General features: G+C 71.8%; 24 protein-coding genes and 1 pseudogene. 13 read left to right on the top strand and 12 right to left on the bottom strand.

Annotated elements, in window-relative coordinates; translation table 11 throughout:
* The first annotated feature begins 82 nt into the window (after positions 1–82).
* On the top strand, positions 83–1,477 hold the full coding sequence (locus ACIQWX_RS23750) for an MFS transporter (protein ID WP_400874821.1): 1,395 nt from the start codon (positions 83–85) through the stop codon (positions 1,475–1,477).
* Here ACIQWX_RS23750 and ACIQWX_RS23745 read toward each other — a convergent pair.
* Entirely contained in the window at positions 1,446–1,961 is a 516-nt protein-coding gene (locus ACIQWX_RS23745) for an AAA family ATPase (RefSeq protein ID WP_400874819.1), read from the bottom strand. The two genes, ACIQWX_RS23750 and ACIQWX_RS23745, sit on opposite strands and share 32 nt — an antisense overlap.
* An 88-nt stretch (positions 1,962–2,049) precedes the next feature.
* The gene (locus tag ACIQWX_RS23740; RefSeq protein WP_400874817.1) at positions 2,050–2,658 is read right to left on the bottom strand and encodes a sigma-70 family RNA polymerase sigma factor; all 609 of its coding nucleotides are present in this window, start codon (positions 2,656–2,658) and stop codon (positions 2,050–2,052) included.
* A gap of 235 nt (positions 2,659–2,893) precedes the next feature.
* Here ACIQWX_RS23740 and ACIQWX_RS23735 point away from each other — a divergent pair, with 235 nt between their 5' ends.
* From ACIQWX_RS23735 to ACIQWX_RS23720, 4 genes are all read left to right on the top strand, one after another.
* Positions 2,894–3,298, top strand: a complete 405-nt coding sequence (locus ACIQWX_RS23735; RefSeq protein ID WP_400874814.1) for a pyridoxamine 5'-phosphate oxidase family protein — start codon at positions 2,894–2,896, stop codon at positions 3,296–3,298.
* A gap of 146 nt (positions 3,299–3,444) precedes the next feature.
* The gene (locus tag ACIQWX_RS23730; protein ID WP_400875880.1) at positions 3,445–4,953 is read left to right on the top strand and encodes a GAF domain-containing sensor histidine kinase; all 1,509 of its coding nucleotides are present in this window, start codon (positions 3,445–3,447) and stop codon (positions 4,951–4,953) included.
* Positions 4,950–5,609 (top strand): response regulator, encoded by a 660-nt coding sequence (locus ACIQWX_RS23725; RefSeq protein ID WP_400874811.1) that lies wholly within the window; start codon positions 4,950–4,952, stop codon positions 5,607–5,609. The genes ACIQWX_RS23730 and ACIQWX_RS23725 overlap by 4 nt, the downstream gene beginning before the upstream one ends.
* Positions 5,610–5,727: 118 nt before the next feature.
* Positions 5,728–6,153: a hypothetical protein gene (locus tag ACIQWX_RS23720; RefSeq protein WP_400874808.1), complete on the top strand. Its 426-nt coding sequence runs from the start codon at positions 5,728–5,730 to the stop codon at positions 6,151–6,153.
* A gap of 64 nt (positions 6,154–6,217) precedes the next feature.
* On the opposite strand, the gene ACIQWX_RS23715 is transcribed toward ACIQWX_RS23720, so the two are convergent.
* Both ACIQWX_RS23715 and folE read right to left on the bottom strand, forming a co-directional pair.
* On the bottom strand, positions 6,218–7,423 hold the full coding sequence (locus tag ACIQWX_RS23715) for an NAD(P)/FAD-dependent oxidoreductase (protein ID WP_400874805.1): 1,206 nt from the start codon (positions 7,421–7,423) through the stop codon (positions 6,218–6,220).
* The gene (gene folE / locus ACIQWX_RS23710) at positions 7,423–8,043 is read right to left on the bottom strand and encodes a GTP cyclohydrolase I FolE (RefSeq protein ID WP_400874802.1); all 621 of its coding nucleotides are present in this window, start codon (positions 8,041–8,043) and stop codon (positions 7,423–7,425) included. The genes ACIQWX_RS23715 and folE overlap by 1 nt, the downstream gene beginning before the upstream one ends.
* 87 nt (positions 8,044–8,130) lie before the next feature.
* Here folE and ACIQWX_RS23705 point away from each other — a divergent pair, with 87 nt between their 5' ends.
* Entirely contained in the window at positions 8,131–8,781 is a 651-nt protein-coding gene (locus ACIQWX_RS23705) for a helix-turn-helix transcriptional regulator (RefSeq protein WP_400874799.1), read from the top strand.
* A 2-nt stretch (positions 8,782–8,783) separates the two neighbouring features.
* Here the strand turns inward: ACIQWX_RS23705 and ACIQWX_RS23700 are convergent, their stop codons facing one another.
* From ACIQWX_RS23700 to ACIQWX_RS23690, 3 genes are read right to left on the bottom strand one after another with little or no spacing between them, the layout of a single operon-like run.
* Positions 8,784–9,509, bottom strand: a complete 726-nt coding sequence (locus tag ACIQWX_RS23700; RefSeq protein WP_400874796.1) for a sulfite exporter TauE/SafE family protein — start codon at positions 9,507–9,509, stop codon at positions 8,784–8,786.
* 22 nt (positions 9,510–9,531) lie between these two features.
* Positions 9,532–10,647 carry a CU044_5270 family protein gene (locus tag ACIQWX_RS23695; protein WP_400874793.1) on the bottom strand — a complete coding sequence of 372 codons (1,116 nt, stop codon included), beginning with the start codon at positions 10,645–10,647 and terminating at the stop codon, positions 9,532–9,534.
* Entirely contained in the window at positions 10,640–11,212 is a 573-nt protein-coding gene (locus ACIQWX_RS23690; RefSeq protein WP_400874790.1) for an RNA polymerase sigma factor, read from the bottom strand. Before ACIQWX_RS23690 ends, ACIQWX_RS23695 begins: the two co-directional genes overlap by 8 nt.
* 115 nt (positions 11,213–11,327) lie before the next feature.
* Here ACIQWX_RS23690 and ACIQWX_RS23685 point away from each other — a divergent pair, with 115 nt between their 5' ends.
* Together ACIQWX_RS23685 and ACIQWX_RS23680 are read left to right on the top strand one after the other, a co-directional pair.
* Positions 11,328–11,564, top strand: a complete 237-nt coding sequence (locus tag ACIQWX_RS23685; RefSeq protein WP_400874787.1) for a hypothetical protein — start codon at positions 11,328–11,330, stop codon at positions 11,562–11,564.
* Between the two features lie 203 nt (positions 11,565–11,767).
* Positions 11,768–12,811: a LacI family DNA-binding transcriptional regulator gene (locus ACIQWX_RS23680; protein WP_400875877.1), complete on the top strand. Its 1,044-nt coding sequence runs from the start codon at positions 11,768–11,770 to the stop codon at positions 12,809–12,811.
* A gap of 46 nt (positions 12,812–12,857) precedes the next feature.
* Here the strand turns inward: ACIQWX_RS23680 and ACIQWX_RS23675 are convergent, their stop codons facing one another.
* Entirely contained in the window at positions 12,858–13,856 is a 999-nt protein-coding gene (locus ACIQWX_RS23675; RefSeq protein ID WP_400874784.1) for a hypothetical protein, read from the bottom strand.
* 337 nt (positions 13,857–14,193) lie between these two features.
* On the opposite strand from ACIQWX_RS23675, the gene ACIQWX_RS23670 reads away from it, so the two are divergent.
* Entirely contained in the window at positions 14,194–18,282 is a 4,089-nt protein-coding gene (locus ACIQWX_RS23670; protein ID WP_400874782.1) for a beta-galactosidase, read from the top strand.
* Here ACIQWX_RS23670 and ACIQWX_RS23665 read toward each other — a convergent pair.
* Both ACIQWX_RS23665 and ACIQWX_RS23660 read right to left on the bottom strand, forming a co-directional pair.
* A complete protein-coding gene (locus ACIQWX_RS23665) occupies positions 18,263–18,967 on the bottom strand; it encodes a DUF6008 family protein (protein WP_400874779.1) in 705 nt (234 codons plus the stop codon). The two genes, ACIQWX_RS23670 and ACIQWX_RS23665, sit on opposite strands and share 20 nt — an antisense overlap.
* Positions 18,968–19,078: 111 nt before the next feature.
* Positions 19,079–19,696, bottom strand: coding sequence for a LysE/ArgO family amino acid transporter (locus tag ACIQWX_RS23660; protein WP_400874776.1), 618 nt, complete (start codon positions 19,694–19,696; stop codon positions 19,079–19,081).
* A 217-nt stretch (positions 19,697–19,913) separates the two neighbouring features.
* Between ACIQWX_RS23660 and ACIQWX_RS23655 the strand changes: the two genes are divergently transcribed.
* Entirely contained in the window at positions 19,914–20,708 is a 795-nt protein-coding gene (locus ACIQWX_RS23655) for an SDR family NAD(P)-dependent oxidoreductase (RefSeq protein ID WP_086682798.1), read from the top strand.
* Positions 20,709–21,010: 302 nt separating this feature from the next.
* Positions 21,011–21,136 carry a hypothetical protein gene (locus ACIQWX_RS23650; protein ID WP_400874772.1) on the top strand — a complete coding sequence of 42 codons (126 nt, stop codon included), beginning with the start codon at positions 21,011–21,013 and terminating at the stop codon, positions 21,134–21,136.
* A 1-nt stretch (position 21,137) separates the two neighbouring features.
* Here the strand turns inward: ACIQWX_RS23650 and ACIQWX_RS23645 are convergent, their stop codons facing one another.
* A complete protein-coding gene (locus tag ACIQWX_RS23645; protein ID WP_400874770.1) occupies positions 21,138–22,592 on the bottom strand; it encodes a cellulose binding domain-containing protein in 1,455 nt (484 codons plus the stop codon).
* Positions 22,593–22,710: 118 nt separating this feature from the next.
* Complete coding sequence (locus ACIQWX_RS23640) at positions 22,711–24,750, bottom strand: phosphocholine-specific phospholipase C (RefSeq protein ID WP_400874767.1); 2,040 nt, start codon at positions 24,748–24,750, stop codon at positions 22,711–22,713.
* A gap of 231 nt (positions 24,751–24,981) precedes the next feature.
* Between ACIQWX_RS23640 and ACIQWX_RS23635 the strand changes: the two genes are divergently transcribed.
* Together ACIQWX_RS23635 and ACIQWX_RS23630 are read left to right on the top strand one after the other, a co-directional pair.
* Positions 24,982–25,236: a hypothetical protein gene (locus ACIQWX_RS23635; protein ID WP_400874765.1), complete on the top strand. Its 255-nt coding sequence runs from the start codon at positions 24,982–24,984 to the stop codon at positions 25,234–25,236.
* 170 nt (positions 25,237–25,406) lie between these two features.
* Positions 25,407–26,234 (top strand): annotated as a pseudogene (locus ACIQWX_RS23630) (family 16 glycosylhydrolase); the annotation flags it as partial.
* Positions 26,235–26,280 lie beyond the last annotated feature (46 nt).

Here is a 26,280-nt window from a genome sequence, read left to right as displayed (position 1 = left end):
GTGTCCGTCCTTGACTCCGCGCGGCTGCCGTCACATTATGAGTCGGCCAACCACATAGTGGAGAAGTCAAAGGAGACGACGGATGGCGAACATCCCCGACGCCGCCGTGCCGGACACCGGCACGATCGCGGGCCGGCTCGACCGGCTGCCCATCACCCGCACGCACCGCCGGGCCACCGTCGCCGTCGGGCTCGGCCTCTTCTTCGACTTCTACGAGGTCTTCCTGACCGGCGTGCTCAGCTCGGTGCTGGTGAAGGAGTTCTCGCTCACCAAGGCGGAGCTGCCGCCGCTGCTGGCGTCGACGTTCGTCGGCATGTTCTTCGGCGCCCTGCTGCTCGGCCGCCTCGCCGACCGGTTCGGCCGCCGCGGCGCGTTCCTGCTCAACCTCGGGCTCTACTCGCTCTTCTCGCTGCTCGGCGCGTTCAGCGGCAGCGCGCTGATGCTGCTGGTGACGCGGTTCTTCGCGGGCATCGGCCTGGGTGCCGAGCCGCCGCTGGCCGACACCTACCTCACCGACCTGCTGCCGGCCCGCAAGCGCGGCCGGTTCATCGCCTGGGCGTACACGCTCGCGTTCTGCGGCTTCCCGGTCGTCGGCTTCCTCGCCCGCGGCCTGACCGAGCACGAGGTCCTCGGCATCGCCGGCTGGCGCTGGCTGTTCGTGATCGGCGCGCTCGGCGCGGGCGCGGTGTTCCTGCTGCGGCGCGGTCTGCCCGAGTCGCCGCGGTGGCTGGAGTCCGTCGGCCGCACCGAGGAGGCCGAGCACCTGGTGGCGGGCATGGAAGCCGAAGCCCGCGGGACCGTCGACGCAACGCCGGCCCCGCCGCGCGGCACCACCCGCAAGCGTGCCGGCGCGCCGGTGCGCGAGCTGTTCGGCGCCGCTCTGCGCCGCCGCACCGGGATGATGGTCGTCTTCCACGTGCTGCAGACGCTCGGCTACTACGGCTTCGGCACGCTCGTGCCGCTGGTGCTGGCCGCCAAGGGGTACGCCGTCTCGCAGTCGCTGCTGTTCGCCGCGCTGACCTACCTCGGCTACCCGGTCGGGTCGGCGCTGTCGCTGCCGATCGTGGAACGCGTCGAACGGAAGTACCTCGTCGTCGGCTCGGTGCTGGCGATGGCGGTGTTCGGCATCGCCTTCGGCTACGCGGATTCGATGGCGCTGATCCTCGTGTTCGGCTTCCTCTACACCGCGACCAGCAACGTGTTCTCGAACGCCTACCACATCTACCAGGCCGAGATCTTCCCGACGGCCCTGCGCTCGACGGCGTCCAGCGGTACCTATTCGCTTTCGCGGCTGGCCAGCGGCGCGATGCCGTTCGTGCTGGTGCCGCTGCTGAACGCGCACGGACCGACGACGCTGTTCGCGGTCGTCGCGGGGGCGCTGGTGGTGGTCGCGCTGGACGTGGCGGTGCTCGGCCCGCGCACGACCGGCCTGCGGCTGGAGAGCGTCAACGACGAACCCGCGCCGCTGCCACGATGACCGCCGCCGCCTCGCCGGCCGGCAGCCGGGCGGTGTCGACGACGAGGCGGTCGCGAGTCCACGGCTCGTACTCACGGCCGGCGATCTCCGCCCAGGTCGGCGGGACCAGCCCGGGGATGCCGACGTCGCGGGTTTCCGCGCGGCGCCGGTGTTCCGCGGGGTCGGAACAGACGATCTCGGTTTCCAGCACGTGCGCGCCCTGGCGAAGCCCGGTGTCCCGCCAGGCGTCGCGCGTGACGGCGAGCGGGTTCACGCATTCGGCGATCACGCTCACGCCGGTGCGCAGCAGGTCGGCGGCGACGTCCTGGGCGACGACGTACCCGACCGGCCCGAGCGGCTGCGCCAGCGAAGTCGTGCGGACGATGGCCTGCTCCACCGTGTCGACCCGCAGGAACGAGAACCCGGTGCGGCGGGCGGCTTCCGCGGCGACGGTGGTCTTGCCGGTGGCGGGCAGCCCGCCGACGACGATCAGCAGTGGCGGCACCGGGGCATGGTCGCACGGCCACCCCGTCGGGAACGCCGGATCGGAGAAGGCCAAGTCCCTCGATCCGGCGGCCCGGACCCACCCGTTCTCAGGACGCTTCGTGCTTTTGGGCCAGCAGCCCGCGCCGCAGCGTCGTGAGCGCGCGGTGCTGGGCCACCCGGACCGCGCCCGCGCTGCTCAGCCCGACCGCCGCCGCCGTCTCCTCGGCCGAGAGGCCCAGGATGATGCGCAGCACCAGGATTTCCCGCTGCCGCGGCGGAAGCGTGTCGAGCAGCCCCTCCGACCAGTCCAGGCCGGCGGCGCGCTCGACCTCGTCGCCCGTGGGGTCCGGGCCGGTCCAGCGGTCGGCGGGCAGCTCGGCCACCGGGCTGGTGCGGTCGCGCGCCCGGCGGCGGTGGAAGTCGGACACCTTGTGCGCGGCGATGCCGAACACGAACGGCAGGAAGCCGTCGGCCTCGTAGCGGTACCCGGGCAGCGCGCCGACCACCGCCAGCAGGACGTCCTGCGCGCAGTCCTCGGCGTCGGACGACCCGTCCTGCCACGTGCCGAGCCGGCCCAGGCAGTAGCGGAACACCATCGGCCGCAGCGCGCGCAGCACCCCGGCGACCGCGGCGCGGTTGCCGGCCATCGCGGACCGGACCAGCGCCGGGTCGAGGCCGAACGTCGCGGGTTCGCCCGCGGCGGACTGCGGCGGCATCGATCTCACCTCTCGTCGGCGACGGACCGTCACGACGCTAGGTCACCCCGCGTGGTCGCGACACCGGCCGGGCGACCGCCGCGACCCGGGTCTTCCGGCCCTGGTGCCCGGCCGTCCGCCGTGCGTGCCGGGCCGGCGCGGCGGTGGCCGGGCCGAACGGCCCTATCGGCGTTCCCGGCTCGACGATCACGCTGGTGGCCGGGGATTTTCCACAGGGAGAAACACAGGGAACGCGATGGTGGACGACGTGGGCTTCGGACTGCTGCTCGACCGGCAGCAGTGCCTCGCCTTGCTTCGGACGGCCAGCCTCGGCCGGGTGATCTTCACCCACCGGGCCATGCCGGCGGTCCGCCCGGTGCGGTTCTCGGTCGTCGACGACGCCGTCGTGTTCGCCGTCCCGACCGGCAGTCCCCTCTACGCGGGCGCGCGCGACGCCGTCGTGGCCTTCGAAGCCGACGACTTCGCCGCCGACTTCGGCGCCGGGTGGTACGTCAGCCTGCTGGGGCGCGCCACCGAGTCGACGGCGGGCGACGCCGGCCTCGCCTGCCTGTGCCCGTGCCCGGCCTTGACCGGCCGCCGGTTCCTGCGGATCCCCGTCGAGGCCATCTCCGGTCACCGCATCAGCTGCCACGCCGAGTAACAAAGCCACTCCGCCGATCGACCCACCGGATGGACGAACCGGATTGGGCCGGCGCGGGCAGTCGCCTGTGGGACCCTTGACGGCCCGAGGACACCCTCGGGATCGGACGGACACGGGGTCGGCGGGTAGTGGCGGACGAAATCGGCATGCCGGCGATCCTGGCCGCGGTGGCCGGGATCGCGCGGGAGCTGGCGGTGCCGGCGGTGCTGGACACCGCCGTGGCGGTCGTCTGCGATCTGGTCGGCGCCCGGCACGGCCGCGTCGAGCTGACCGGTCCCGAAGGCGGGGTCGCCGAGTACGGCCGGGCGGGCGGCACCGGCGCGGTCGAGCTGCCGGTGCGCGCCGGGCCGAAGACCTTCGGCACGTTCGTGGTCGAACCGGCCGCCGGCCGCGAATTCGGTCCCCGCGAACGGGAAGTGCTGGGCGCGCTCGCCGCGGCGACCGCGATGGCTGTCGACAAGGCCGTCCTCGTCGACCAGATGCGCCGCCGCGAACGCTGGCTCGAGGCCTCCTACGACGTCACGCGGGCGCTGCTCGCCACGAAGGACCTGCACGCGACGCTGCAGCTGATCGCCGAACGCGCACGCGTCGTGGCCGGCGGCACCGCCGGCGCGATCGCGCTGCCGGACGGGCCGGGGCAGCTCGTCTTCGACGTCGTCGAACCGCCGGGTGAGGACGCCGACCGGCTGACCGGGCTGACCGTGCCGACCGAGGGCACCGCCACCGGGGTCGCGTTCACCACCCGCCGTCCGGTCGTCGTGCGCGACTACGGCGACCGCGTGCAGGAGCAGCAGCGCGACCGCGCCGGGCCGATGCCGGCCGTGGTCAAGGACCTGGACTCGGCGATCTCGGTGCCGCTGATCGTCGGCGAGGAGACGCTGGGTGTGCTGGTGGTCGCGAAGTTCCGCGACAAGACGCCGTTCACCGAAGCCGAGGTCCAGCTCGCCGAAACCTTCGCCGGCCACGCCGCGCTCGCGGTCGAATTCTCCCGGGCCCAGGACGCGCGCCAGCAGCTGGCGGTGTTCGAGGACCGCGACCGGATCGCCCGCGACCTGCACGACCTGGTCATCCAGCGGCTGTTCGCCACCGGGCTCGGGCTGGAAGGCGTCAGCAGGCTGATCGCGGAGCCGGCGGTCGCCGGGCGCGTCGCCGGGTTCGCCCAGGACCTCGACGGCACGATCCGCGAGATCCGCAACAGCATCTTTTCGCTGCAGGCGCCCACCCAGGCGCAGGGCAGCCTGCGCGCGGAGCTGCTGCGGGTGGCCGTCGACGCGCGCGACACGCTGGGCTTCGAGCCGCGCGTCGGCTTCGACGGGCCGCTCGACGCGGCGGTGCCGGACGCCGTCCGGTCCGACCTGATCGCGTCGCTGCGCGAAGCGCTGACGAACGTGGCGCGGCACGCCGCGGCGAAGTCGTGTTCGGTCGAGGTGACCGTGGACACCGCCGGCCGGCGGCTGACCCTGGCCGTGCGCGACGACGGGACGGGCCCGCCACCGCCGGGGCCGGGCCGGGTGAGCGGGCTGGGCAACCTGGCCGCCCGCGCGGCACGGTGGGGCGGGACCTGCGGGCTGACGGCCGCCGAGGGCGGCGGCTCGCGTTTGGAATGGACCGCGGAGCTGCCGGCGCGCGCCGGCGAGCAGGGGAGTGGGCGATGACGATCTCGGTGTTCCTCCTGGACGACCACGAGCTGGTCCGCACCGGGCTGAAGACCGTCTTCGAGTCCGAGGTGGACATCGAAGTGGTCGGCGAAGCGGCGACCGCTGCCGAGGCGCTGGTCCGGATCCCGCAGTCCCGCCCGGACGTGGCGATCCTCGACGTCCGGCTGCCCGACGGCCAGGGCGTCGAGGTGTGCCGCGAGATCCGCTCGACGGTCGCGCCGCCGCCCGCGTGCCTGATGCTGACGTCCTATTCGGACGACGACGCGCTCTTCGGCGCGATCATGGCGGGCGCGGCCGGGTACATGCTGAAGCAGGTGTCGGGCCGGTCGCTCGTGGACGCCGTCCGGACGGTCGCCGTCGGCGGCTCGCTGCTGGACGCGACGCTGACCGCGTCGGTCATGAACAAGCTGCGCGGCGCGGACGTGGCGGCGCCGGACCCGCGGTACGAGCAGCTCAGCCCGCAGGAACGGCGGGTGCTGGACCTGGTCGCGGAAGGACTGACCAACCGGCAGATCGCCGAGCGGCTGTTCCTCGCGGAGAAGACGGTGAAGAACTACGTGTCGTCGGTGCTGCACAAGCTCGGGGTCGAGCGGCGCACCTCGGCGGCGGTGTACCTGTCGCAGCGACACGCCGACGGCGGCCGTTCAAGCTGATCGCACGCCCACTCGGCGCAAACCCGTGGGGCATCCGACGTATCTGGCCGCCGATGCGATACACCTGACGGGTGACGCACGAATTGTCGTGCGCGACAGAGGGGACAGCATGTCGGGGATGTCGAGCGGGGACTACGTCACGCAGCAGATCCGGGCACTGGCGAGAGCCGTGCGCAGCGAAGGGGCCGGCGGCGTCGGCACGCGCAGCTTCCAGCTCGCGGAGCACCTGGCGGCGGAGGGAGGCGTCCACCGCGGCGACATCCTGACGGCGACGGCGACGCTCCTGGCCATGACGGCGTGGTGCGACGGCGAAGCCGAAGCGGCCCGCCGGTTCGCCGAGCTGGCGGGCGAAAACGACGTCGAGTCGCGCGAGCTGGTGGGGCACCTGCTGTGCCTCGAAGTCGGGGCCGAGGAGGGGTGGCTGCCGGAGGAGCAGGCGGAGGCGTTGCTGGAGTACGCCCGCCGCTCGCGCCGGGGCGACCTGGCCCTGCGGGTCCGGGCGATCGCCGGCTCCCGAGGCGGACGCCACCGCCGCGACAACTGACGGTCGTGAGTGAGAAACAGTGTTGGAACACTGTTTCTCACTCACGACCTCGTAGCCGGCGCGGCTAGCTCGGGAGGGGACGGGCGGGGTCGGCGAGGGCGTCCGGGTCGACCGTCCGGCCACTGCGGATCAGCTCGCGGACCGCGTCGAGGCCTTCGTCCCACTGGTTGACGTGCAGGCCGGCGACCACCCGGCCGCCCGCGAGCCAGAACGCGTGGAACGCCTCGTCCGACCCGCGGGTCACCACGCGGTCGTACCCGCCGGGCGGGAACCAGCCGGTGAACTCCATGCCGGCGTCGTACTGGTCGGAGAAGAAGTACGGCAGGTCGTCGTAGACCACTTCGCGCCCCAGCATCGACAGTGCCGCCGCCGGGCCGCCGTTCGTGGCCGCCGCCCAGTGCTCCACGCGGATACGGCGGTCGTAGCCCGGGTGCCAGGCACTCGCGACGTCGCCCGCGGCGAACACGTCCGGGTCTTCGGTGCGCAGGGAGGCGTCGACGCAGACGCCGTCGTCGACCGCCAGCCCGGCTTCCTCGGCCAGCCGCGTCTCGGGCCGCGCGCCGATGCCGACGATCACCACGTCGGCCGGGATCTCGCCGGCTTCGGTCTGCACCGCGGTCACCGAGGTGTCGCCCGCGAAGCCCGTCACGCCGGTGCCGAGCCGCAGGTCGACGCCGTGGCGGCGGTGCAGGTCGGCGAAGAACCCGCCCAGCTCCGGCCCGAGCGTCGCGTGCAGCGGCGAGGGGCTGGGCTCGACGATCGTCACTTCGCAGCCGTAGGTCCGGGCCGCCGCCGCGGTTTCCAGGCCGATCCAGCCCGCGCCCGCCACGACGACCCGGCCGCCCGCGGCCAGCGCGTCGCGCAGCCGGTCGGCGTGGGCGAGCCGGCGCAGGTAGTGGACGCCCTCGAGGTCGTTGCCCGGCACCCGCAGCCGCCGCGGCGACGCCCCGGTCGCCAGCAGCAGCTTCGTGTAGCCGAGGCGTTCGCCGCCCGCCAGCTCGATCTCGTGGGCCGCGCGGTCCAGGACCGTGACGCGCCGGCCGGTCAGCACCTCGATGCCTTGGCCCGCGTACCACTTCTCGTCGTGCACGAAGACCGACGCGCGGTCGTCCTGGCCGAGCAGGTACCCCTTGGACAGCGGCGGGCGTTCGTAGGGCAGGTCCGGCTCCGCGCCGACGAGTACGACGCGCCCGGCGAACCCTTCCGCTCGCAGCGTTTCCGCGGCCTTCGCGCCGGCCAACCCGGCGCCGACGATGACGAACGCGTCCATCAGGCACTCACCCCGGTCAGCGCGAAGAACTCCTGCCGCGTCTTGGGTTCCTCGCGCAGCAGGCCGTGCAGCGACGACGTCACGGTGAGCGCGCCGGCGGCCCGCACGCCGCGCAGCGACATGCACAGGTGCTCGGCTTCGATCACGACGCCGACGCCCTTGGGCGCGAGGTGCTCCTGCAGCCAGTCGGCGACCTGCTTGGTCAGCCGCTCCTGCACCTGCAGGTCCCGCGCGAACATCTCGACGACGCGGGCGAGCTTCGACAGCCCGAGGATCCGCTCGCCGGGGAGGTACCCGACGTGCGCGACGCCGCGGAAGGGCAGCAGGTGGTGCTCGCACAGCGACTGCACCGGGATGCTCTTCGCGAGCACGAGCTCGTCGTAGCCCTCGTCGTTCGGGAACGTCGTGAGCTGGAAGTCGCGCGGCTTCAGCATTTCCGCATACGCGTTGGCCACCCGCCGCGGCGTGTCGCCCAGGTGCACGGACGACGGGTCCTTGCCCAGGGCGCGCAGCAGGTCGGCGACCGCGCGTTCCGCCGCGGGCAGGTCCATCGCGTCGCGGTCGTGGACGACGCCCAGGTGCCGCAGCGGCACCGGTTCGCTGACGGGTTCGACGGTCACGGGAGGCCTCCTTCTAAAACCAAGACGAGCCGACGTTAGAAGCCCGCGGGGGTTTTCGTCAACGATTGTTTGTTTTAGAGTGCTCGGATGCACAAGTCCCAGGCCGGCGCGCTGGCCGCGGTGGCGGCGCTCGACGAGCCGACGCGCCGCCGGCTGTACGAGTACGTCGTCCGGCGCCCGGAGCCGGTCAGCCGCGACGACGTCGCCGCGGCGCTCGCCGTGCCCCGCGCGACGGTCGCCTTCCACCTGGACCGCCTGGTGGAGGAGCAGCTGCTGGTCGTCGAGTACGAGCGCCGCAGCGGCCGCACCGGACCGGGCGCGGGCCGGCCCGCCAAGCTCTACCGCCGGTCGGACCGCCAGGTGAGCGTCTCGGTGCCGGAGCGGCACTACGAGCTGGCCGGCGAGCTCCTCGCGTCGGCGATCGAGGAAGCCGACGAGACGGGTGGTCCGGCGCGCGACATCCTGACGCGCCGCGCCCGCGAGCACGGTGCCGGACTGGCCACTTCGGACATCGTCGCCGCGCTGGAGGAGCACGGGTTCGAGCCGCGCGTCGAGGGTGACGGGGTGCTGCTCGGCAACTGCCCGTTCCAGCGGCTGGCCCGGACGCACACGCGGCTCGTCTGCGAGATGAACCTGGGGTTGGTCGAGGGCCTGCTCGACGGGGCGGGGGACCGGCGGCTGCGGGCCCGGCTGGATCCACGGCCGGGTTACTGCTGCGTGCGTCTCGCGCCGGCCTGAGGTCAGCCGCGGACGGCGAGGACGAGCAGGAACGCGCCGAAGCCGACCAGGGCCGCCGAGGCGACGCGGTGGAGGCTCCGGCCGCGCAGTCTCCTCGCCAGCCGCGTCCCGAGCAGGGTGCCCGCGCCCGCCAGCACACCCAGGACGCTGCCGAGTCCGAAGTGGACGGACCCGTGCGCCGCGTAGCCGAGCGTCGCGAAGCCCACCAGCGGGAGCTGGATCAGCTGCCCGGCGGCGATCGTCGTCAACGCGGGGACGCCGAGGGCCAGCAGCGCCGGGACGAGCAGGACGGGTCCGCCCGTGCCGGTCAGCGCCGACCCGAACCCGACGGCCGCGCCGACCGCGACGGCCGCCGGGGCGGGTAGTTCACGGGATTCCCGCGGGCGCCCCCACAGGTTGAACGCGCCGGAACCGGCGGTCACCAGGGCGAGGAACAGCCAGAGCGCCGTCGCCGGGACGACGCCGTTCACCAGGGCGCCGGCCGCCGCGGCGGGGGCCGCGCCGAGCGTGAGCCACCCGCCGAAGCGCCACGGCATCGCCTGGTGCCGGGCGTACGCCGCGGTGCCGACGACGCCGGTGAACAGGAAGGCCCAGCTGCTGGTGCCGGCCGCCGCGTGGACGTCGAGCCCGGCGAGCCAGGTCAGCGCGGGCGGCAGGAGAACGCCGCCGATGCCGATCGCGCCGATGAAGACGCCGACCGGCACCGCCAGCAGCAGGACTGCCACCACCACCCGACGCTAACACGGCCCGCTACTTGGCAGGCTCCGCGCCGAGCCGGGTGGCGACGCCGGTCGTGATCGCGCTCGCGCCGATCTCCGTGCCCGGCTTGATCCACGCCTCGTCCGGCTCCGCGCCCGCGACCTGGCGCTCGCCGATGAACTGCCCGGTCACCGGGTCGACGATCAGCTGGCGGATCTCGTGGCGGTCGTCGAGGCCGAGAGCGACGCCGGTGCGGCCGTCGAGGTTCGCCTCCGCCGCCAGCACGGTCATGCCGGGGATCTTCGCCAGCGCGCGGTACCACTGCGCGCGCAGCTCGGCCGGCATCATCCCGGCGCGGAGGATCTCGATGCCGTAGTGGAACATCACCCGGGGCGTCGAGCCGCGGTTCGACGTCAGCGCCTGCAGCTTCGCGTACAGCGCCGCCGGGTCGCGCGGCAGCTTCGCGTAGAACGCCGGGCTGTCCCAGTCGGCCGGGTCGTCGCACTTCTTGGCCGACTTGGACTTCGGGAAGAAGTCGCCGCAGCGGCCCTGCCACTGGCCCTGGTCGGTGTCCGTCACCTCGGGCACCGGCGCCTGGGACTGCGGCACCGAGCCGCCCAGGAACCTCCCGGTGTTCAGGATCTTGCGGTTCTCCTGCCAGACGTCGTGCGGGTCGGCCGGGATCCAGCGATCGACCTGCTGCTCCCACAGGTACGTGTACCCGGTCGCGTCGCCGGTCTGGACGCCGCGCTGCACCCACGTGTGCTCGGCGACGAAGCGGAACTGGCCGGGGCCGACGGGCTGGTCGGTGGCGCCGACGCTGAGGTCGGCGGCCCGGTTGAGCACCTGCGCCGCCGACATCAGCTTGATGTCGGGCCAGTTCGCGGTCGGGTTCACGGTCGATTCGGTGGTGGGCGGCGCGGCCCGCGGGACGTCCGGCGCCGGCGCCGAGCCGGTCTGGACGACGACGGCCACCGTGACGACCCCGGCCACGGCCGCGGCGACGGGCACGGCGATCCAGCGGCGGGACCGCTTCGGCCGCAGCGGGACGACGGTGGGTGCGGCATCCAGCTCGGCCATCAGCCGCGCCCGGGCGGCGGACAGGTCGGCCGGCGCGGTGCGGGCGTCGCGGTGGAGCAGCTCGAGGGTTTCGTCGAGCTCACGCATGGGGGTTCTCCTCGGTGGGGACGAGCAGGGCCTGGAGGCGGTGGCGGACGCGGTGCAGGCGCGACCGCACGGTGCTGGCGGGTACGCCGAGCGCTTCGGCGACTTCGGCGGGTTCGAGGCCGGCCCAGGACGTCAGCAGCAGGACGTCACGGTCCTGTTCGGACAACGCGGCGAGCTGCCCGGCCAGGACGCGCAGGCGCGCGGCGGCGTCGACCCGGCCGGCCACCGCCGTGTCGTGGTTCTCTTCCGGACGCTCTTCGGCGCCGGCCTTCGCCGTCAGCTGGAAGCCGCGCACCTCTTGACGCAGGTGGTTGCGCAGCAGGTTGGTGGCGATCCCGTAGAGCCAGCCGCGAATGGGCGCTTTCTCCGGGTCGTAGCTGGCGCGTCTGCGCAGCGCGACGACGAAGGTTTCGGCCACGAGGTCGTCGGCGGCGTGCACGCCCACCCGGCCCGCGAGGTACCCGCGCAGGGGATGGGCGTACTCGTCGAAGAGCCGCGAGAAGACCTCTTTCGGATCCCTGGCGGCGAGGTCGGGCCGGTCGAGCCGTTCCACGATTCTGGTCACGCTACTGGTTGTCGCGACCCGCCGCCCGCGTCCCCGGGCGCCCGTGCGGATGAGACGCAGGCCACATCCGGCTCTCCGGGGCGAACAGCGGCGGTGGGTGCGGACAACAGGGGATATGGAGTCGCGAGGCGCGCTGCTGCTGGCCGGGACGTGCGCGGGTGTGGTGGTGGCGATGCTGGTCGTGGCCGCGGCGGTCCGGCCGCCGGCGCCGGCCGCGCCGCCGGTGGCGCCGGTGTTGACGACGAGCGTCGCGACGACGGCCACCTCCGCGCCGCCGGAGACGACTTCGAAGCGCCGGACCGCGCAGCCGAGCGCCGCGTCGGCGACCCGGGCGCGGCTCGGCCGGTCCTGACGCGCCGCGCGGTGGTGTCTTGAATGAGTCATTCAGGTCTTCGGAGGTCCTGAATGACTCGTTCAAGACGTTGCCCGGCCGCTCGCGCGCGGGTCGTGGTGGCGGCTCGGCCGGTCCTGACGCGCCCGGCGTCCGTCGTGGACGCCCGCTTCGGCGGTACGGTCTTCCCGGTGGTGAAGCGGCGCGAGGTGAAGGGGGCCAGGGTGGTGGACCGGGCGAAGCCGGGGGAACAGGTCAGGACGACGGCCCCGGGGCCGCGGCAGCCCAGCCTGGCCGACGTCGCCGGCATGGCCGGGGTCTCGCACATGACCGTCTCGCGGGTGGTCAACGAGAGCGGGCCCGTGCGCCCCGAAACCCGTGAACGGGTGCTCGCCGCCGTGCACAAGCTCGGGTACCGGCCCAACACCGCCGCGCGGACGCTGGTCACCGGGCGGTCGGGCACCCTCGGCGTCGTCGCGCTGGAGTCGAACCTCTACGGGCCGGCGAGCACCCTGTACGGCATCGAAAACGCCGCGCGCGAGGCCGGGTACGGCGTCGCGATCTGCAGCGTCACGCGGCCGGGCCGGACCTCCATCGGCGACGCCGTGGAAAGCCTGCGGCGCCAGGCGGTCGAGGGGATCGTCGTGATCGCGCCGCACGTGACGGCCGGGCGCGCGCTGGCGGCGGTGCCGGGCGACATCCCGGTGGTCGCGGTCGGCGGCGGCGAGTCGGCGCCGGTGCCGGTGATCTCGGTCGACCAGTACGACGGCGCCCGCCGCGCCACCGAGCACCTGCTCGCCCTGGGGCACAAGACCGTCTGGCACCTCGCCGGCCCGGAAGACTGGCTGGAGGCCCGCGACCGCGAACGCGGCTGGCGCGAAACCCTGGAGCGACGCGGCCTGCGGGTCCCGGCGGTCGTGCGCGGCGACTGGAGCCCGCGGTCGGGCTACGAAGCCGGCCGCGCGCTCGTCGGCAAGCGCGGGCTCAAGGCGGTGTTCTCGGCCAACGACCAGATGGCGCTGGGCCTGCTGCGCGCGTTCACGGAGGCCGGCATCCGCGTCCCGGAGGACGTCCAGGTGGCGGGCTTCGACGACGTCCCCGAGGCGGCGTACTTCACCCCGCCGCTGACGACGGTCCGCCAGGACTTCATCGAGGTCGGCCGCAGGACGTTCGGGCTCCTGGAGAACCGCATGGCGGGCGGCGACACCGGCGCGCGCCACCTGGTGCCGGCCGAGCTGATCGTCCGGGAGAGCACCGGCCCCCGCTGACCCGCCCCCTTTCCGGCGTGGCGAAACGCTGGATGAGTTCGTCCTGTCACATCGACGGACCGGGCACCAGCCGACCACGACCATGGTGACCCTTGCCCGCGAAATCGGCCGTGATGTCATCGATGGCCAAGAGGGCCAGCTCTCTCATCGCCGTCTCATAGAGCGCTCGCCGAGACCCGCGTGCGGCGGTACGTGGCGGAGGTACTACGACGTCGACCACTCGAGCTGCGAGGGCGATCTGCGGGAGGTGGAGCGGCGCCAAGAAGACTCGCGAGAGAAGATCACCGATGAGGTCGGACCAGAACGGACTGATCCCGAAGAACGTGTTCAACGCCCACGACATCCCGTCGGCCCAGCCCGGCTGAAGGGAACTCAAACCATCGGCGAATGTGGCACAGCGGCTGCGTTTTACGCCAGCTTGTCCGGTACTGTTACCTGGCAGTAGTGCAGTCGCTTGTTGTGCGGTCACTGTTGCCCAGGCCGGGTCGAGTCCACTATATACAACATTGGACAGGAAAGTGGCATTGTCCTTCACGTGATGTCGCCTGGTGGACGTCACCGAACGAGATTCCGGTCCCATCGACGCCGACGGCAAAGTCCATGGTGGGCGATACTCGGACCTCGATTCTTCGATCAACACGAGCACGTCGTCGTTCGGCGTGGCACTTTTCCTCTGTCGCCGTATCGCGGGTTCCGGGGCGCGCTGTGTCGATCTGGTCGAAGACTCGTCGGGTTTGCTGCCAGCTTGAGTTGCCGGGGTCAAGCGCAGGCAGAACGCAGAAACTTCTCGGTCTTTCGATGCAGGTTTGCAAGATCCAGGCCGCATCCGGGTGACTTCGGTCAGCCACGTGGATGCTCCGGTCTCGCTGACTTTGCCGCTCGATTGATCGTCCTCGTCCAAGAGCAGAATCAGCCTCGCGATTCGCTTCATCAGGTGGTGAAGCTCGCTTTGCGCCCGGTCGTCCTCGAGCTGGTCCCGAAGAAACCACAAGCTGGTCAGCAAGGAAAATAGATATTGACGCAACCCTGGAACGTCGATGCGCACACATTTGACTCTGGCCGTGACCTCCATGTGGAACCATGATACTCCGGAGAGGCTCGAAAGAAAGGCGCGCGGATTCGCCATTGCGTCGATCTTGGACGGCAGCCGAGAGGGCGATCGACGGGCGCGGAGTGTTCCTGATTGGCGTCGGCCGGGCGGGGAGGCTGCGACGGTCGGCTTCGTGGGTCGAGGCAGCTGCTCCATCGGGGGCGGGAGGCCGGGGTTGTGTTAGCGCTAACACGACCGAGGCACTGATCCATCCCGGTGTTGTATCTTGACCGCTTCTGTGTGATCGGCAAAGGATCGTGTTCGGTTCAGTGTCGTTCCTGGAGGTCCCCGCATGCGTGCCGCCGTCCGGACCCTGCTCGTCGCCGTGCTCGCCTTCGTCGGGGTCACCGTCCCGCAAGCCACCGCCGCGCCGCCGCCGAAACCGGCCGCCCACACCGTCACCTACGACGGCTACTCCTTCCTCGTCGACGGCAACCGCACCTACCTCTGGTCCGGCGAGTTCCACTCCTACCGCCTGCCCAGCCCCGACCTCTGGCTCGACATCTTCCAGAAGATGAAGGCCGCCGGCTTCAACGCGACCTCCCTCTACTTCGACTGGGGCTACCACTCGCCGCGCCAGGGCGTCTACGATTTCACCGGCGTCCGCGACCTCGACAAGCTCCTCGACATGGCCGAGCGGGCCGGGCTCTACGTCATCGCGCGGCCCGGGCCCTACATCAACGCCGAGGTCGACGGCGGCGGTTTCCCGACCTGGCTCTCCACGACCCCCGGCCACACCCGCAGCGCCGACCCCGTCTACCTGAAGTACTCCGACGAGTGGCAGACGCAGATCGACCGCATCATCGCCCGCCACCAGCTCACCAACGGCACCGGCAGCGTCCTGGCCTACCAGGTCGAAAACGAGTACTACAACGGCAACGCCGACGGCCGCGCCTACATGAAGCACCTCGAGGACAAAGCCCGCGCCGACGGCATCACGGTTCCCTTGGTGGGCAACAACAACGGCACCTTCAACGCCGGCGAAGCCGCGCTCGACGTCGACGCCGCCGACTCCTACCCGCAGGGCTTCGACTGCTCCAACCCCACCCACTGGAACGGCGTCCCCGACATCAGCTACGACCACGTCCCCGGCAAGCCGCTGATCACCGCGGAGTTCCAGGGCGGCGCCTTCGACCCGTGGGGCGGTCCCGGCTACGAGAAGTGCGCGCAGCTGATCAACGACCAGTTCGCGAACGTCTTCTACAAGCAGAACATCGCGGTCGGCGCCACCGGCCAGAGTTTCTACATGCTGCACGGCGGCACGTCCTGGGGCTGGAGCGCCATCCCGCAGAACTACACTTCCTACGACTACGGCGCCGCGATCACCGAAGGCCGCCAGTTCGACCCGAAGTACGACGAAGACAAGCTGATCGGCTACTTCACCCAGGCCGTCACGCCGTTGACCAAGACCGACGGGCTCGCCCAAGCGCCGCTGACCGACCCGGCGCTCACCGATACCGCCCGGATCAACCCCGACACCCGCACGCAGTTCCACACCCTGCGCCACACCGACTCGACGTCGACCGCCACGAACACCACGACGCTGGCGCTCGACCTCGCCGCGCACGCCGGCTACACCTACGACGACCGCGCCGCCGAGGTCGGCTACACCGGGACGTGGAGCCACGTCGGGCCCGAGGTGAACTACACCGGCGGCGACTACCAGCACACCGAGTCGTTCTCCGAGGCCACCGGCGACAGCGTCAGCATCCCCTTCACCGGCACCGGCATCCGTTGGGTGACGTCGAAGGACGGCAACCACGGCATCGCCGACGTCTACCTCGACGACGCGAAGGTCAGCACCGTCGACCTCTACGCTGCCAGCAAGCAGAACCAGGTCACCGGCTACGAGGTCCGCGGCCTGCCCGCCGGCGCGCACACGCTCAAGATCGTCGTCACCGGGCAGCAGAACACGAACGCGACCGGCCCGTTCGTCGTCGTGGACGCCGTCGACCTCCTGACCGGCAGCGGCGACTACTACCCGGTCGTCCCGCAGCAGCCCGGCACCGGGATCACCCTGAACGGCCGCCAGTCGAAGATCGTCGTCGCCGGGTACGACCTCGGACAGACGCGGATGCAGTACTCGACGTCGGAAATCATGACGAACGCGACGATCGGCGGCCGCGACCTCGCCGTCCTCTACGGAGACAAGGGCGGTCCGGGCGAGACCGTCCTGCGGTTCGCGAAGCAGCCGACCGTGCAGGTCCTCGGTGGTGCCGCAACGTCGACATGGGACGCGAGCCGCGGTGACCTGCGGCTGAACTACACCCACGACGGCCTGACGCGCTTGCTCGTCACCGCTCCCGGCGCGCGGCCGCTGCTCCTGCTGCTCGCGGACAAGGCGACGGCGGCGACCTTCTGGCGCCAGGACACCGCGGCGGGCCCGGTGCTGGTCCGCGGCACGCACCTGGTGCGCACCGCGGCCGACGACCACGGCACCCTGAACCTGACCGGCGACACCGGCGCCGACGGTGCGTTCGAGGTCTTCGCGGCCGAGAAGTCATTGTCGTGGAACGGTTCCCGTGTCCAGACCTGGCCGACGTCGAGCGGCAGCCTGACCGCCACCGCGCCGACCGCGAAACCGGTGACGCTGCCCGCGTTGACCGGCTGGAAGCACCAGCAGGAGTCGCCGGAAAGCCAGCCCGGCTTCGACGACTCGGCGTGGCCGGTGGCCGACAAGGACACCACCAACAGCTCGACGGCGCTCGGCACGAAACCCGTGCTCTTCGCCGACGACTACGGCTTCCACACGGGCAACACCTGGTACCGCGGCCGGTTCACCGCCGACGGCAAGCAGACCGGGATCACGCTGTCGAGCCAGAGCGGCGGCCCGGCCGGCGCGTTTTCGGCGTGGCTCAACGGTATCTTCCTCGGCAGCTCGACGGACCCTCAGCACACCTTCCCGTTCCCGGCGGGTTCGCTGAAGCCGGGCGAGAACCAGGTCTCCGTGCTGACCGTGAACATGGGCCACGAAGAAGACTACGGCGCGAACAACGGCAACAAAGCCGCGCGCGGGCTGACCTCCGCGCGGCTGACCGGAGCGCCGCTGACGTCGGTGACCTGGCGGCTGCAGGGCGTCCGCGGCGGCGGCGAGACCGGGCTCGACCCGGTCCGCGGCCCGCTCAACACCGGCGGCCTGTACGGCGAGCGCGCGGGCTGGTCGCTGCCCGGCTTCCCCGACCGGAACTGGGCTTCGACGTCGTTGCCGGCGAAGGACACGACACCGGGCGTCTCGTGGTACCGCACCACGGCGGACCTCGACCTGCCGCGCGGCCAGGACACCTCGCTCGGCCTGACCATCACCGACGACCCCGCGCGGCAGTACCGTGCGCTCATCTTCGTCAACGGCTGGCAGCTCGGGCAGTACGTCAACTACCTCGGGCCGCAGCACAGCTTCCCGATCCCGAACGGTGTCCTGAACCCGAACGGCCACAACACGATCGCCGTCGCGGTGTGGAACCTGGACGGCAGCACCGGCGGCCTCGGCAAGATCGCGTGGACGAACTACGGCAGCTACCGTTCGCCGCTCACCGTGCGGCAGAACGCCTCGCCGGGCTTCGACCCCGCGCGGTACGCGATGCCGGCCGCACCGGCGACGACCGTGGCGCTGACCGCGCCGGACACCGCGTCGGGCGGGCAGCGGTTCACCGCCTCGGCGACGGTCCGGGTGGCCGCGGGCGCGCCGCCGGCGTTCGACGTCAAGCCGGTGCTCACCGCGCCGGCCGGGTGGAGCGTCGGACCGGCGTCCCCGCCTTCGGTGGCGAAGGTCGACGGCGGCCGGGCGGCGACCTTCACCTGGCCCGTCACCGCTCCCTCCACTGTGGACACCGCCGCGCTGAAGCTCACGGTGGCCTACCGGCAGACCGGACGGCCGGGGTCGGCCTCGGACGAGCGGATCGTCGGCGCGGTGCCGCCGGCGCCACCCGCGGGCGAGGTGGCGGTGAGCACCCTGCCGTTCCTGACGGCGACCAACGGCTGGGGTCCCGTCGAGCGGGACACGAGCAACGGCGAGGCGAACGCGGGCGACGGAAAGCCGATGACGATCGGCGGAGTGGCGTACGCGAAGGGCCTCGGTGCCCACGCGGCGAGCGACGTCCAGCTCTACCTGGCGGGCGCCTGCACCCGCCTGACGGCGTCGGTCGGCGTGGACGGCGAAACGGGCACCGGCGGCAGCGTCGGCTTCAGCGTCTCGGTGGACGGGACCACGAAGGTGACGACACCGGTGGTCCGCGGTGGCCAGGCGGCGGTGCCGATCGACGTCGACGTCACCGGGGCCCAGGTCCTGGACCTGCTGGTGGCCGACGGCGGCGACGGCAACGGCAACGACCACGCGGACTGGGCGCTGCCGACGCTGACGTGCACTACGCCGCCCGCTCGGTGACGACGGGCACCGGACGGAGGAAGAAGGTGGCGCGGACCTCGCGGCGTTCGCGCCACAGGTGGTACAGCGCGAGCCCGAAGACGACCGAGCCCACGACGTTCGCGACGAAGTGCCACCACACGCGGTAGGTGGTCAGGCCGGGACCCGGGTCCACCAGGCCGAAGAACGTCGAGAGGCCGATCGCGCGCGACCCGAACGCCACGGACACCGTGAGGACCAGGTGCTCGAGCCCGTGCAGGCCCTGCATCCACACGCCCATCTTCGCCCAGCGGCGGGCGCGGGTCGTCGGCGCCCGCCGCGTGATCACCACGACCCCGGCGAGCCCGGCGAGGAAGATGAAGTTGCCGGTCAGGTGCAGCAGCTCCATCCCGAACGTCTTGCGGCCGGGGAGCAGCATCTGCAGGCCGTCCGCGAGCCCGGTGCCCCACGGCGTCATCCACGCCGGCGCGTCCGGGTGGCCGAGCCAGTAGCCGACCTGGGCGACGTGCTCCTGGACGTGCCCGAGCTGGCCGAGCACGCCGACGCCGATCACCGCGACCGAGCCGCGGTACACCCACGGCCGCACCGGCCCGCGGTTCGCGTACGCCAGCACCCCGACCGCGCCCCCCATGGCCAGCGCCCAGAGCACGAGCAGCGTCGCCCCCGCGACGTCCCAGCCGGACATCGTCCCCATCGGCATGGTCATGGCCGCCTCCCGTCCGCGTCCCTCCCACGCTAGCCGCGGAACCGGCCGCCGAACGTCTTCGTCCGTGCGGCCGTGAACCGGGCAAACCGTTACACCGCAACGGTTTTCCACTCAAGACAGGACAAGCCGGACGGCCAGCGCGGTGATCACCGCACTGGAGGCGAGCGCCGTCACCAGCCGGCCCCGCGGTCCGGTGAGGACGCGCCCGAGCAACGCTCCGCCGCCGGCCAGCAGTGCTTGCCAGCTCGCCGAGGCGGCGAACGCCGCGAGCACGAACACGACCTGTTCGAGCACCGAGACCGCGTCCCCGGCGCGATCACCGACGACCAGAGCGGCGAAGTAGACGACCGTCGTCGGGTTCACCAGCGTGATGCCGAGCAGGCTGACGTAGGCGCGGCCGGGCGCGAGCGGGGTCACGGGCCGGGTGGTCGGGGCGCGGTGCGAGCGCAGCGCGGACACGGCGCCGCGGACCGCCAGCACGACCAGGATCGCGGCCGACACCAGCCGCAACGGCTCCGCGATCGGCGCGATCACCCCCGCGATGGCGGCGCCGCCGAGCACCGCGACCAGCGCGTACACGCCGTCGGCCGTCGCGACGCCGAGCGCCGCGGCTAACCCGGTCCGCAGCGACGTGCGGGCGGTGAGGGCGACGAGGTAGGTGGCGACGGCGCCGACCGGGATCGCGATGCCGTAGCCGGCCAGCAGGCCGGCGAGCAGCGCGCCCGTCACGGCGCTGGGGTGATCGACCTCCGGCGGCGGCCCGGCTGCTGCTGGACCGGCGCGGTGGTCGCGGCGACGGTCGGCAGGAGCGGCGTGCGGTAAGAGGTCATGCGCAGATGGTGTAGCCGCGGGCCCGGCGGGGCAACCGGATTTCCAGCCGGTGCGCACCGGGCGCCTGTGCTTGAATCGGCCGGGGGAACGGCCGACGCGAGAAAGGGTTTTCACGATGCGGGTCGACCTCAGCGGGAAGACGGCCCTGGTCACCGGGTCCACCCAGGGCATCGGCTCGGCGATCGCGGCGGGCCTCGCCGCCGCGGGCGCGCGGGTCGCGATCAACGGCCGGAGCGAGACGGGGGTCGCGAAGGCCATCGCGCGCCTGAAGGAGGACCAGCCGGACGCCGACCTGGTGCCGGCCCCGGGCGACGTCTCGGACGAGGCCGGCGCGGCCCAGGTCGTCGAAGAGGTGCCGGACGCCGACATCCTGGTCAACAACCTCGGCATCTTCGGCGCCCAGGAGCCCCTCGACATCACCGACGCCGACTGGCGGCGCTACTTCGAGGTCAACGTCCTGGCCGCGGTGCGGCTCACCCGCGCCTACCTGCCCGGGATGACCGGGCGCGGCTGGGGCCGGATCCAGTACATCGCCAGCGATTCCGCGGTCGTGATCCCGGCCGAGATGATCCACTACGGCGTGTCGAAGACGGCGCTGCTCGGGGTGTCGCGCGGGTTCGCCAAGCACGCGGCCGGCACCGGCGTCACGGTCAACGCCGTGATCGCGGGGCCGACGCACACGGGCGGCGTCGAGGACTTCGTCTACGAGCTGGTCGACAAGGACCTGCCGTGGGAAGAGGCCCAGCGCGAGTTCATGAAGGAGCACCGGCCGCAGTCGTTGCTGCAGCGGCTGATCGAGCCCGAGGAGATCGCGAACCTGGTGGTGTACCTGAGTTCCCCGTTCGCCTCGGCGACCACCGGCGCGGCGGTGCGGGTCGACGGCGGGTACGTCGACTCGATCGTGCCGTAGGTCCGCTCCCGCCCGGGCGCACGGGGGAGGCCCGGGAGGGAGCGGGGGTTTTGGGGCCGGTACGGGGGCCGCCTCGCGGCGGAAGGCACGACACGGCTCCTGCGTTACCGGTATTCCGTGAAGGCAAGGGGTGAGGCCCGGGGGCACCGCCGTACCGACACCCAGTACAACGCTCCGGCCGGTTCGGTGTTCCGCGGCGGGGGGTGACGTGCGTCGCCGCCGTTCGGGGTACCCCGCGCAGGGGTCGCCCGGACGAGCGCGCCGGCTGTCGGGTTCGGCGTGCGTGGGTCATGATCGTTTTCATGGACCACACCGAGACACCCGCCCCACCCGCCCGCGGCCTGCGCCGGGTACTCCTCGCCGCGGCGGCGGGCGCGGTGCTCGCCGCCGCGGCTTGGGTGGCGCTCTGGCTCGCCATGCACCTGTGACCTACGGCGTGACCGGGATGTTCGTCAGGCCCGACTTGGCGTTCGTCACGGTGTTGGACGCGTACACGACGTTCGGGTTCGCCGCGCACTTGGACACCGAGCTGATCTTGATCGCGTAGGCGCCGACGCCGCCGAGGTCGGACTTGTTGTTCCGCCACACGTTCCCGCAGCCGTTGCCGAACGACGGGGACGTGCTCGTGTTGTGGTTCTCGTAGCCGTTGGCGAACGTGCCCGGCGTCGCGAACGTGCCGGTGTTGTCCTCGATCGTGTAGCCGATGCCCTTGACGTCGATCCAGGAGTCGGCCGAGTTCTCGCCCGAGATGCCGCGGCCGTCGAAGGTGTTGCCGCGGATCAGTCCGTCGAACGTGCCTTCCTTGACGTCGATGGGTTCCGCCGCGATGAACGGGCCGATGTGGTTGTCCAGCACCTGGATCCGGTCGCCGCGGTCGACGCCGCCGGAGTTGCCGTGGCACGCCCAGTTCGAGTTGGCCGAGCCGAGGTAGACGCCTTCGCCGTAGCCCGGCTGCACGAGCCCGGTGTACGTGATCGTCGAGTTCTTCAAGACGCTGTCGGCCGAGGAGCGGCGGAAGTGGATCGCCTCCTCGTCGACGTGGTTGACGTTGACGCCGTCGATCGTGGTGTGCGGCGAGTTGTCGGCGACGATGCCCTTTTTGGACTCCTGCACGGTGAAACCGACGAGGTTCCAGTACGGCGCGCCGGAGAGCCAGAGGCCGTAGCCGGAGTCCCAGCCCGCGGTCGGCGTGGGGCAGTCCGGCGCGTCGCCGCTCGGGCCGTCGTTGATCAGGACCGCGTTCGCCGGGCCGGACAGCGTGATCGGCTTGGCCGCGGTGCCCGCCTTCGTCGTGACGAACGAGCCGCGGTAGGTCCCGGCCGCGAGCCTGATCGCCTGGCCCGGCGCCGCGTTCGCGAGCGCGGCCTGCAGCTGGGCGGCGGTCGAGACGTTGACGGTGTCCCCGGCGGGCGGGGGAGTCGTCGTGGTCGTGGGCGGCTTCGGCGTGGTGGTGGTCGTCGCCGGGGTCGTCGTGACCTGGCCGCCCGCGCACGGGAGGCCGTTCACCGTGCAGCCCGCCGGGAGCCCGGAGCCGGCGACGTTGAAGCCGAAGTTCACACTGGCGCCGGGGCCGACCGTGCCGTTGAAGCCGGCGTTCGTGAACTCGTAGTGCTGCCCGGTCTGGGTTTTGACCGAGCTCCACGAGCTGCTCACCGCCGTGCCCGCGGGCAGGTCGAACTCGACGGTCCAGCCGGTGGCGGGTGCGTCGCCGCGGTTGGCGATCGTGTAGCCGGCGCCGTAGCCGCCGGTCCAGACCGACGTCTGCGCGAAGGTGGCGGAGAGGTTCGCCGCGGCGGCTTGAGCGGTGACGCCGCCGGTCAGGGCGACGGCGACCGCGGCGACGGCGGTGCCGAGCAAGACGGCGTGGCGGGTTCGTGGGGACACCAAGGGCCTCCGGAGGGGGAACAGCGGAGGTGTGCGGCGTACACCCGGACCTCCCTTTTATAGGTCCCGGATGTGACGTGCGTCAATGAGCTGAACGACCGTCATGGATGTGAACGCGCTAGCCGGTGACGCTCGGCGCGCCCGTCTCCAGGTGCCCGCTGAACCGGCGGAGGAACTTCGGGTCGGCGTCGAGCGTCGCGGACAGGTCGTACCAGCCGTTCCCGTACGCGACCGGGTTCCAGTCGTCGGTCACGGTCCGGCCCGCGGCCAGCGAGTACGTCCACGGGCCGTCGGTGCGGTAGTGGTTCGCCGTGATCGTGAGCTTGACGGCCGTCGTGCCGCCGTTGCGCATGGTCAGCCGCAGCTTGTTCTCGGCGGTGTAGCCGCCCAGGACGTCGACGCCCGCGCCGGCGCTGTTCGCGTCGCCGGCGAGGACCCAGCGGAAGCGGTTGGGTCCGTGCACCGCGACGCCGTACTCGCCGCCGCCGTAGAGCTGGATCCGCCAGGTGTCGCTGACCTGGGCTCCCGGGGCCAGGTCGTACGGCCACGGGCCGTCGGTTTGGCCGTCGTTGCGGTAGGCCATCAGCTGCACCGCCGCGGTGCCCTGGTTGGCGAACGTCGTCGTGAGGATCTTGCGGTCGGCGCTCAGCGACGTCGTGACCAGCGGCCGGTAGGGGAGCGCGCGGGCCGGCCGGGTGCCTGCCTCCTGCACCGGGACCTGCTGCTTCCCGGTGGCGGGCGGGGCCGGCTTCGGCAGCTTCTTCTGCGTGTCGTCGGCCTGCTTGCGCAGCGCCGCGGTGTCCGGCAGCAGCGGGATCCGCACGTTCGCGGCGCCGAAGTCGAAGCACGTCATGAGGTCGCCGCAGATCGCCCGCCGCCACGCGCTGATGTTCGGCTCGGCGACGCCGGTCCAACGCTCGAGGAACCGGATGACCGAGGTGTGGTCGGTGACCTCCGAGCTGACCCAGCCGCCGCGGCTCCACGGCGAGATCACCGTCATCGGCACGCGCGCGCCGAGCCCGATCGGCTTGCCGGCGACGTACTCGCCGGCGGTGCCGGACGGCGCGATCGGCGGGGCGACGTGGTCGAAGAAGCCGTCGTTCTCGTCGTAGTTGATGAGGACCACGGTGGACTCCCACAGCTTCGGGTTGGCCCACAGGGCGTTGAGCACGGTCTGGGTGTACGCGGCGCCGTCGACCGGGCGGGCTTCGGGGTGCTCGCAGTAGCCGTAGGGGGCGACGACCCAGGACACCTTCGGCAGGGAGCCGCTCGCGCAGTCGGCCTTGAACTCGGCCAGGACGTGGTCGACGTCCTTGCCCTGTCCCGAATCCGGGCCCCAGGTCTTGAACACACTGGCCCGTCGGGACAGATCGCTCGCGTAGTCCTGGTGGTAGGCCTTGAACAGCCACAGCGGGTTGTCGCCGTAGTCGCCGACGAACGAGCCGCTCGCGTCGCCGACCTCCTTGTTGGCGTACACCTTCCACGAGATCCCGTGCTGCTGCAGGCGTTCCGGGTAAGTCGACCAATCGAAGACGGGCTTGTAGTCGGCGGGGTTGTAGTTCGCCGGGCCGCCGGCCTTGCCGTCGGCGTCGATCGTGCCGGTGAAGAGGTAGAGCCGGTTGGGCGTGGTCGGGCCCTGCACCGAGCAGAAGTAGTGGTCGCACACGGTGAACGCGTCGGCCAGCGCGCGGTGGAACGGGATGTCGCCGGAGTCGAAGTAGCCCATGGTCATCTCGCCCTTGGCCGCGACCCACGCGTTGTTCGCACCGCCGGCGATCGCCTGGTGCTGGTCGGCCCAGCCGTGGCCGAGGTCGCCGAGGTCCTGACCGTCCACTTTGGTCGTGTCCACCCGGAACGGCAGCAGGTACTTCCCGTCACCGCGCCCGGAATCGGGCTGGTGGAAGACGTCCTGGCCGTTCGGTTGCACGATCGCCGAGCGGTCGCCGAAGCCGCGGACGCCCTTCATCGTGCCGTAGTAGTGGTCGAAGGACCGGTTCTCCTGCATGAGGACCACGACGTGCTCGACATCGGTGAGGCTGCCGGAAACGCGGGGTTCGGTCAGGGCTTCGGCCATGCCGGGGGCCAGGGCGCCGAGGGCGGCGACCCCGCCGACTCCGCCGAGGAAGGTGCGTCGGGTGAGCTCGTGCGGGTCGGCCATCAGGGAGCCTCCAGGGGACCTCGGCAGGGCAGCGCCAGCGTAGGTACTCGAAGCCGTCCGGTGACACCGACGAAGGTACGTAATCACACAGCGTGAAGTTCACGAGCTGTTCGGTTGGGGGGCAGTCGAGGTGACACTTTCCGGTGACCCCGAGGTGAACGCGGTCCCGGCGGGGAATCTTGATCATGACGAACCCCTGACACGCAGGGGAAAGTGCGGAAGGAAAGCACGATGAAGATCCGGATCGCTTCCTGGGCGACGGCCGCTGCGCTCACGGTTTCCGCGGTGGTCGCCGCGGCGGCTCCGGCGTCGGCGGACCCGGTGCCGGGCAGCTCGACCCAGTTCTACGCGTACTGCTCGGTCGACCTGCTCGGGGTGCCGGTCGCCTGCACGCAGACCGACCAGGCGCACGCGTCGCACATCTGCCAGTACGTCCTCACCGGCGTTGGGCTCGGCCTCGACTGCATCCAGCGCTCGGCCGCGTGAGTTGCCCGAAAGTACCCGGTGGTCCGGACCATCGGGTACTCGTCGGAAAATGTCCGACCGGATAGCCTTGTTCTTCGCCACCGGCCCGTTCATACTTTGTTGCGTCCGACAACAAATAGGGTGCCGGTGAGCCGCCAGCCGTCGCCCGCGGAACGGAAGGGGCGACGACGATGTCGACCAGGAACTCCGCCCGATGGCGTCTGCTGGTGGCGCCCGCGGCACTGCTGGTGGCCGGCGCCTTGGTGACCGCGCCGCAGAGCCAGGCCGCGCCGGCCCAGGCCCTTGCGAGCTTCAACGACGACTTCGACGGCCCGGCGGGCAGCGGCGTCGACGGCTCGAAGTGGGTCCACGAGACCGGCGACAACGTGAACAACCACGAGCGCCAGTGGTACACCGACGGCACGGCCAACGCGGCCCTCGACGGCCAGGGCCACCTCGTGATCACCGCGAAGAAGGAGAACAGCGGCAACAACTGCTGGTACGGCGCCTGCGAGTACACGTCGGCGCGGCTCAACACGTCCGGCAAGTTCACCGCGTCGTCCGGGCACATCGAGGCCCGGATGAAGCTGCCGCGCGGGCAGGGCATGTGGCCCGCGTTCTGGATGCTGGGTTCGGACATCGGCAACGTCGGCTGGCCCCAGTGCGGCGAGATCGACATCATGGAGAACGTCGGCTTCGAGCCGAACACGGTCCACGGCACGATCCACGGCCCGGGCTACTCGGGTTCGGCCGGCATCGGCGCGGCCTACAACGGCCCGAACTTCTCCGACGACTTCCACACGTACGCGATCGACTGGTCGGCCGATCGGATCGTCTGGTCGGTGGACGGAAACGCTTACCAGACGCGCACCCCGGCCGACGTGGGTGGCAACCAGTGGGTGTTCAACCACGACTTCTTCGTGATCCTGAACCTGGCGGTCGGGGGTTACTGGCCCGGTGACCCCGACGGCAGTACTCAGTTCCCGCAGCAGCTCGTGGTCGACTACGTCCACGTGAGCTGAGGGGTCCAGACCAGCGGGACCGGCTTTCCCCTGTGCGCGGCGG

This window comes from Amycolatopsis sp. NPDC098790, assembly GCF_044759945.1.
Lineage (GTDB): Bacteria > Actinomycetota > Actinomycetes > Mycobacteriales > Pseudonocardiaceae > Amycolatopsis.
The sequence above is the reverse complement of the archived record's forward strand: the minus strand, read 5'-3'. Positions and strand labels throughout refer to the sequence as shown.

Bases quoted from the DNA above. Each gene is read 5' to 3' on its own strand.
- ACIQWX_RS23750 (WP_400874821.1), top strand. From the start codon at position 83: ATGGCGAACATCCCCGACGCCGCCGTGCCGGACACCGGCACGATCGCG.
- ACIQWX_RS23735 (WP_400874814.1), top strand. From the start codon at position 2,894: ATGGTGGACGACGTGGGCTTCGGACTGCTGCTCGACCGGCAGCAGTGC.
- ACIQWX_RS23725 (WP_400874811.1), top strand. From the start codon at position 4,950: ATGACGATCTCGGTGTTCCTCCTGGACGACCACGAGCTGGTCCGCACC.
- ACIQWX_RS23705 (WP_400874799.1), top strand. From the start codon at position 8,131: ATGCACAAGTCCCAGGCCGGCGCGCTGGCCGCGGTGGCGGCGCTCGAC.
- ACIQWX_RS23635 (WP_400874765.1), top strand. From the start codon at position 24,982: ATGAAGATCCGGATCGCTTCCTGGGCGACGGCCGCTGCGCTCACGGTT.
- ACIQWX_RS23655 (WP_086682798.1), top strand. From the start codon at position 19,914: ATGCGGGTCGACCTCAGCGGGAAGACGGCCCTGGTCACCGGGTCCACC.
- ACIQWX_RS23640 (WP_400874767.1), bottom strand. From the start codon at position 24,750: ATGGCCGACCCGCACGAGCTCACCCGACGCACCTTCCTCGGCGGAGTC.
- ACIQWX_RS23740 (WP_400874817.1), bottom strand. From the start codon at position 2,658: ATGCCGCCGCAGTCCGCCGCGGGCGAACCCGCGACGTTCGGCCTCGAC.
- ACIQWX_RS23695 (WP_400874793.1), bottom strand. From the start codon at position 10,647: ATGCGTGAGCTCGACGAAACCCTCGAGCTGCTCCACCGCGACGCCCGC.
- ACIQWX_RS23670 (WP_400874782.1), top strand. From the start codon at position 14,194: ATGCGTGCCGCCGTCCGGACCCTGCTCGTCGCCGTGCTCGCCTTCGTC.
- ACIQWX_RS23720 (WP_400874808.1), top strand. From the start codon at position 5,728: ATGTCGAGCGGGGACTACGTCACGCAGCAGATCCGGGCACTGGCGAGA.
- ACIQWX_RS23685 (WP_400874787.1), top strand. From the start codon at position 11,328: ATGGAGTCGCGAGGCGCGCTGCTGCTGGCCGGGACGTGCGCGGGTGTG.
- ACIQWX_RS23665 (WP_400874779.1), bottom strand. From the start codon at position 18,967: ATGACCATGCCGATGGGGACGATGTCCGGCTGGGACGTCGCGGGGGCG.
- ACIQWX_RS23730 (WP_400875880.1), top strand. From the start codon at position 3,445: ATGCCGGCGATCCTGGCCGCGGTGGCCGGGATCGCGCGGGAGCTGGCG.
- ACIQWX_RS23715 (WP_400874805.1), bottom strand. From the start codon at position 7,423: ATGGACGCGTTCGTCATCGTCGGCGCCGGGTTGGCCGGCGCGAAGGCC.
- ACIQWX_RS23650 (WP_400874772.1), top strand. From the start codon at position 21,011: ATGGACCACACCGAGACACCCGCCCCACCCGCCCGCGGCCTGCGCCGG.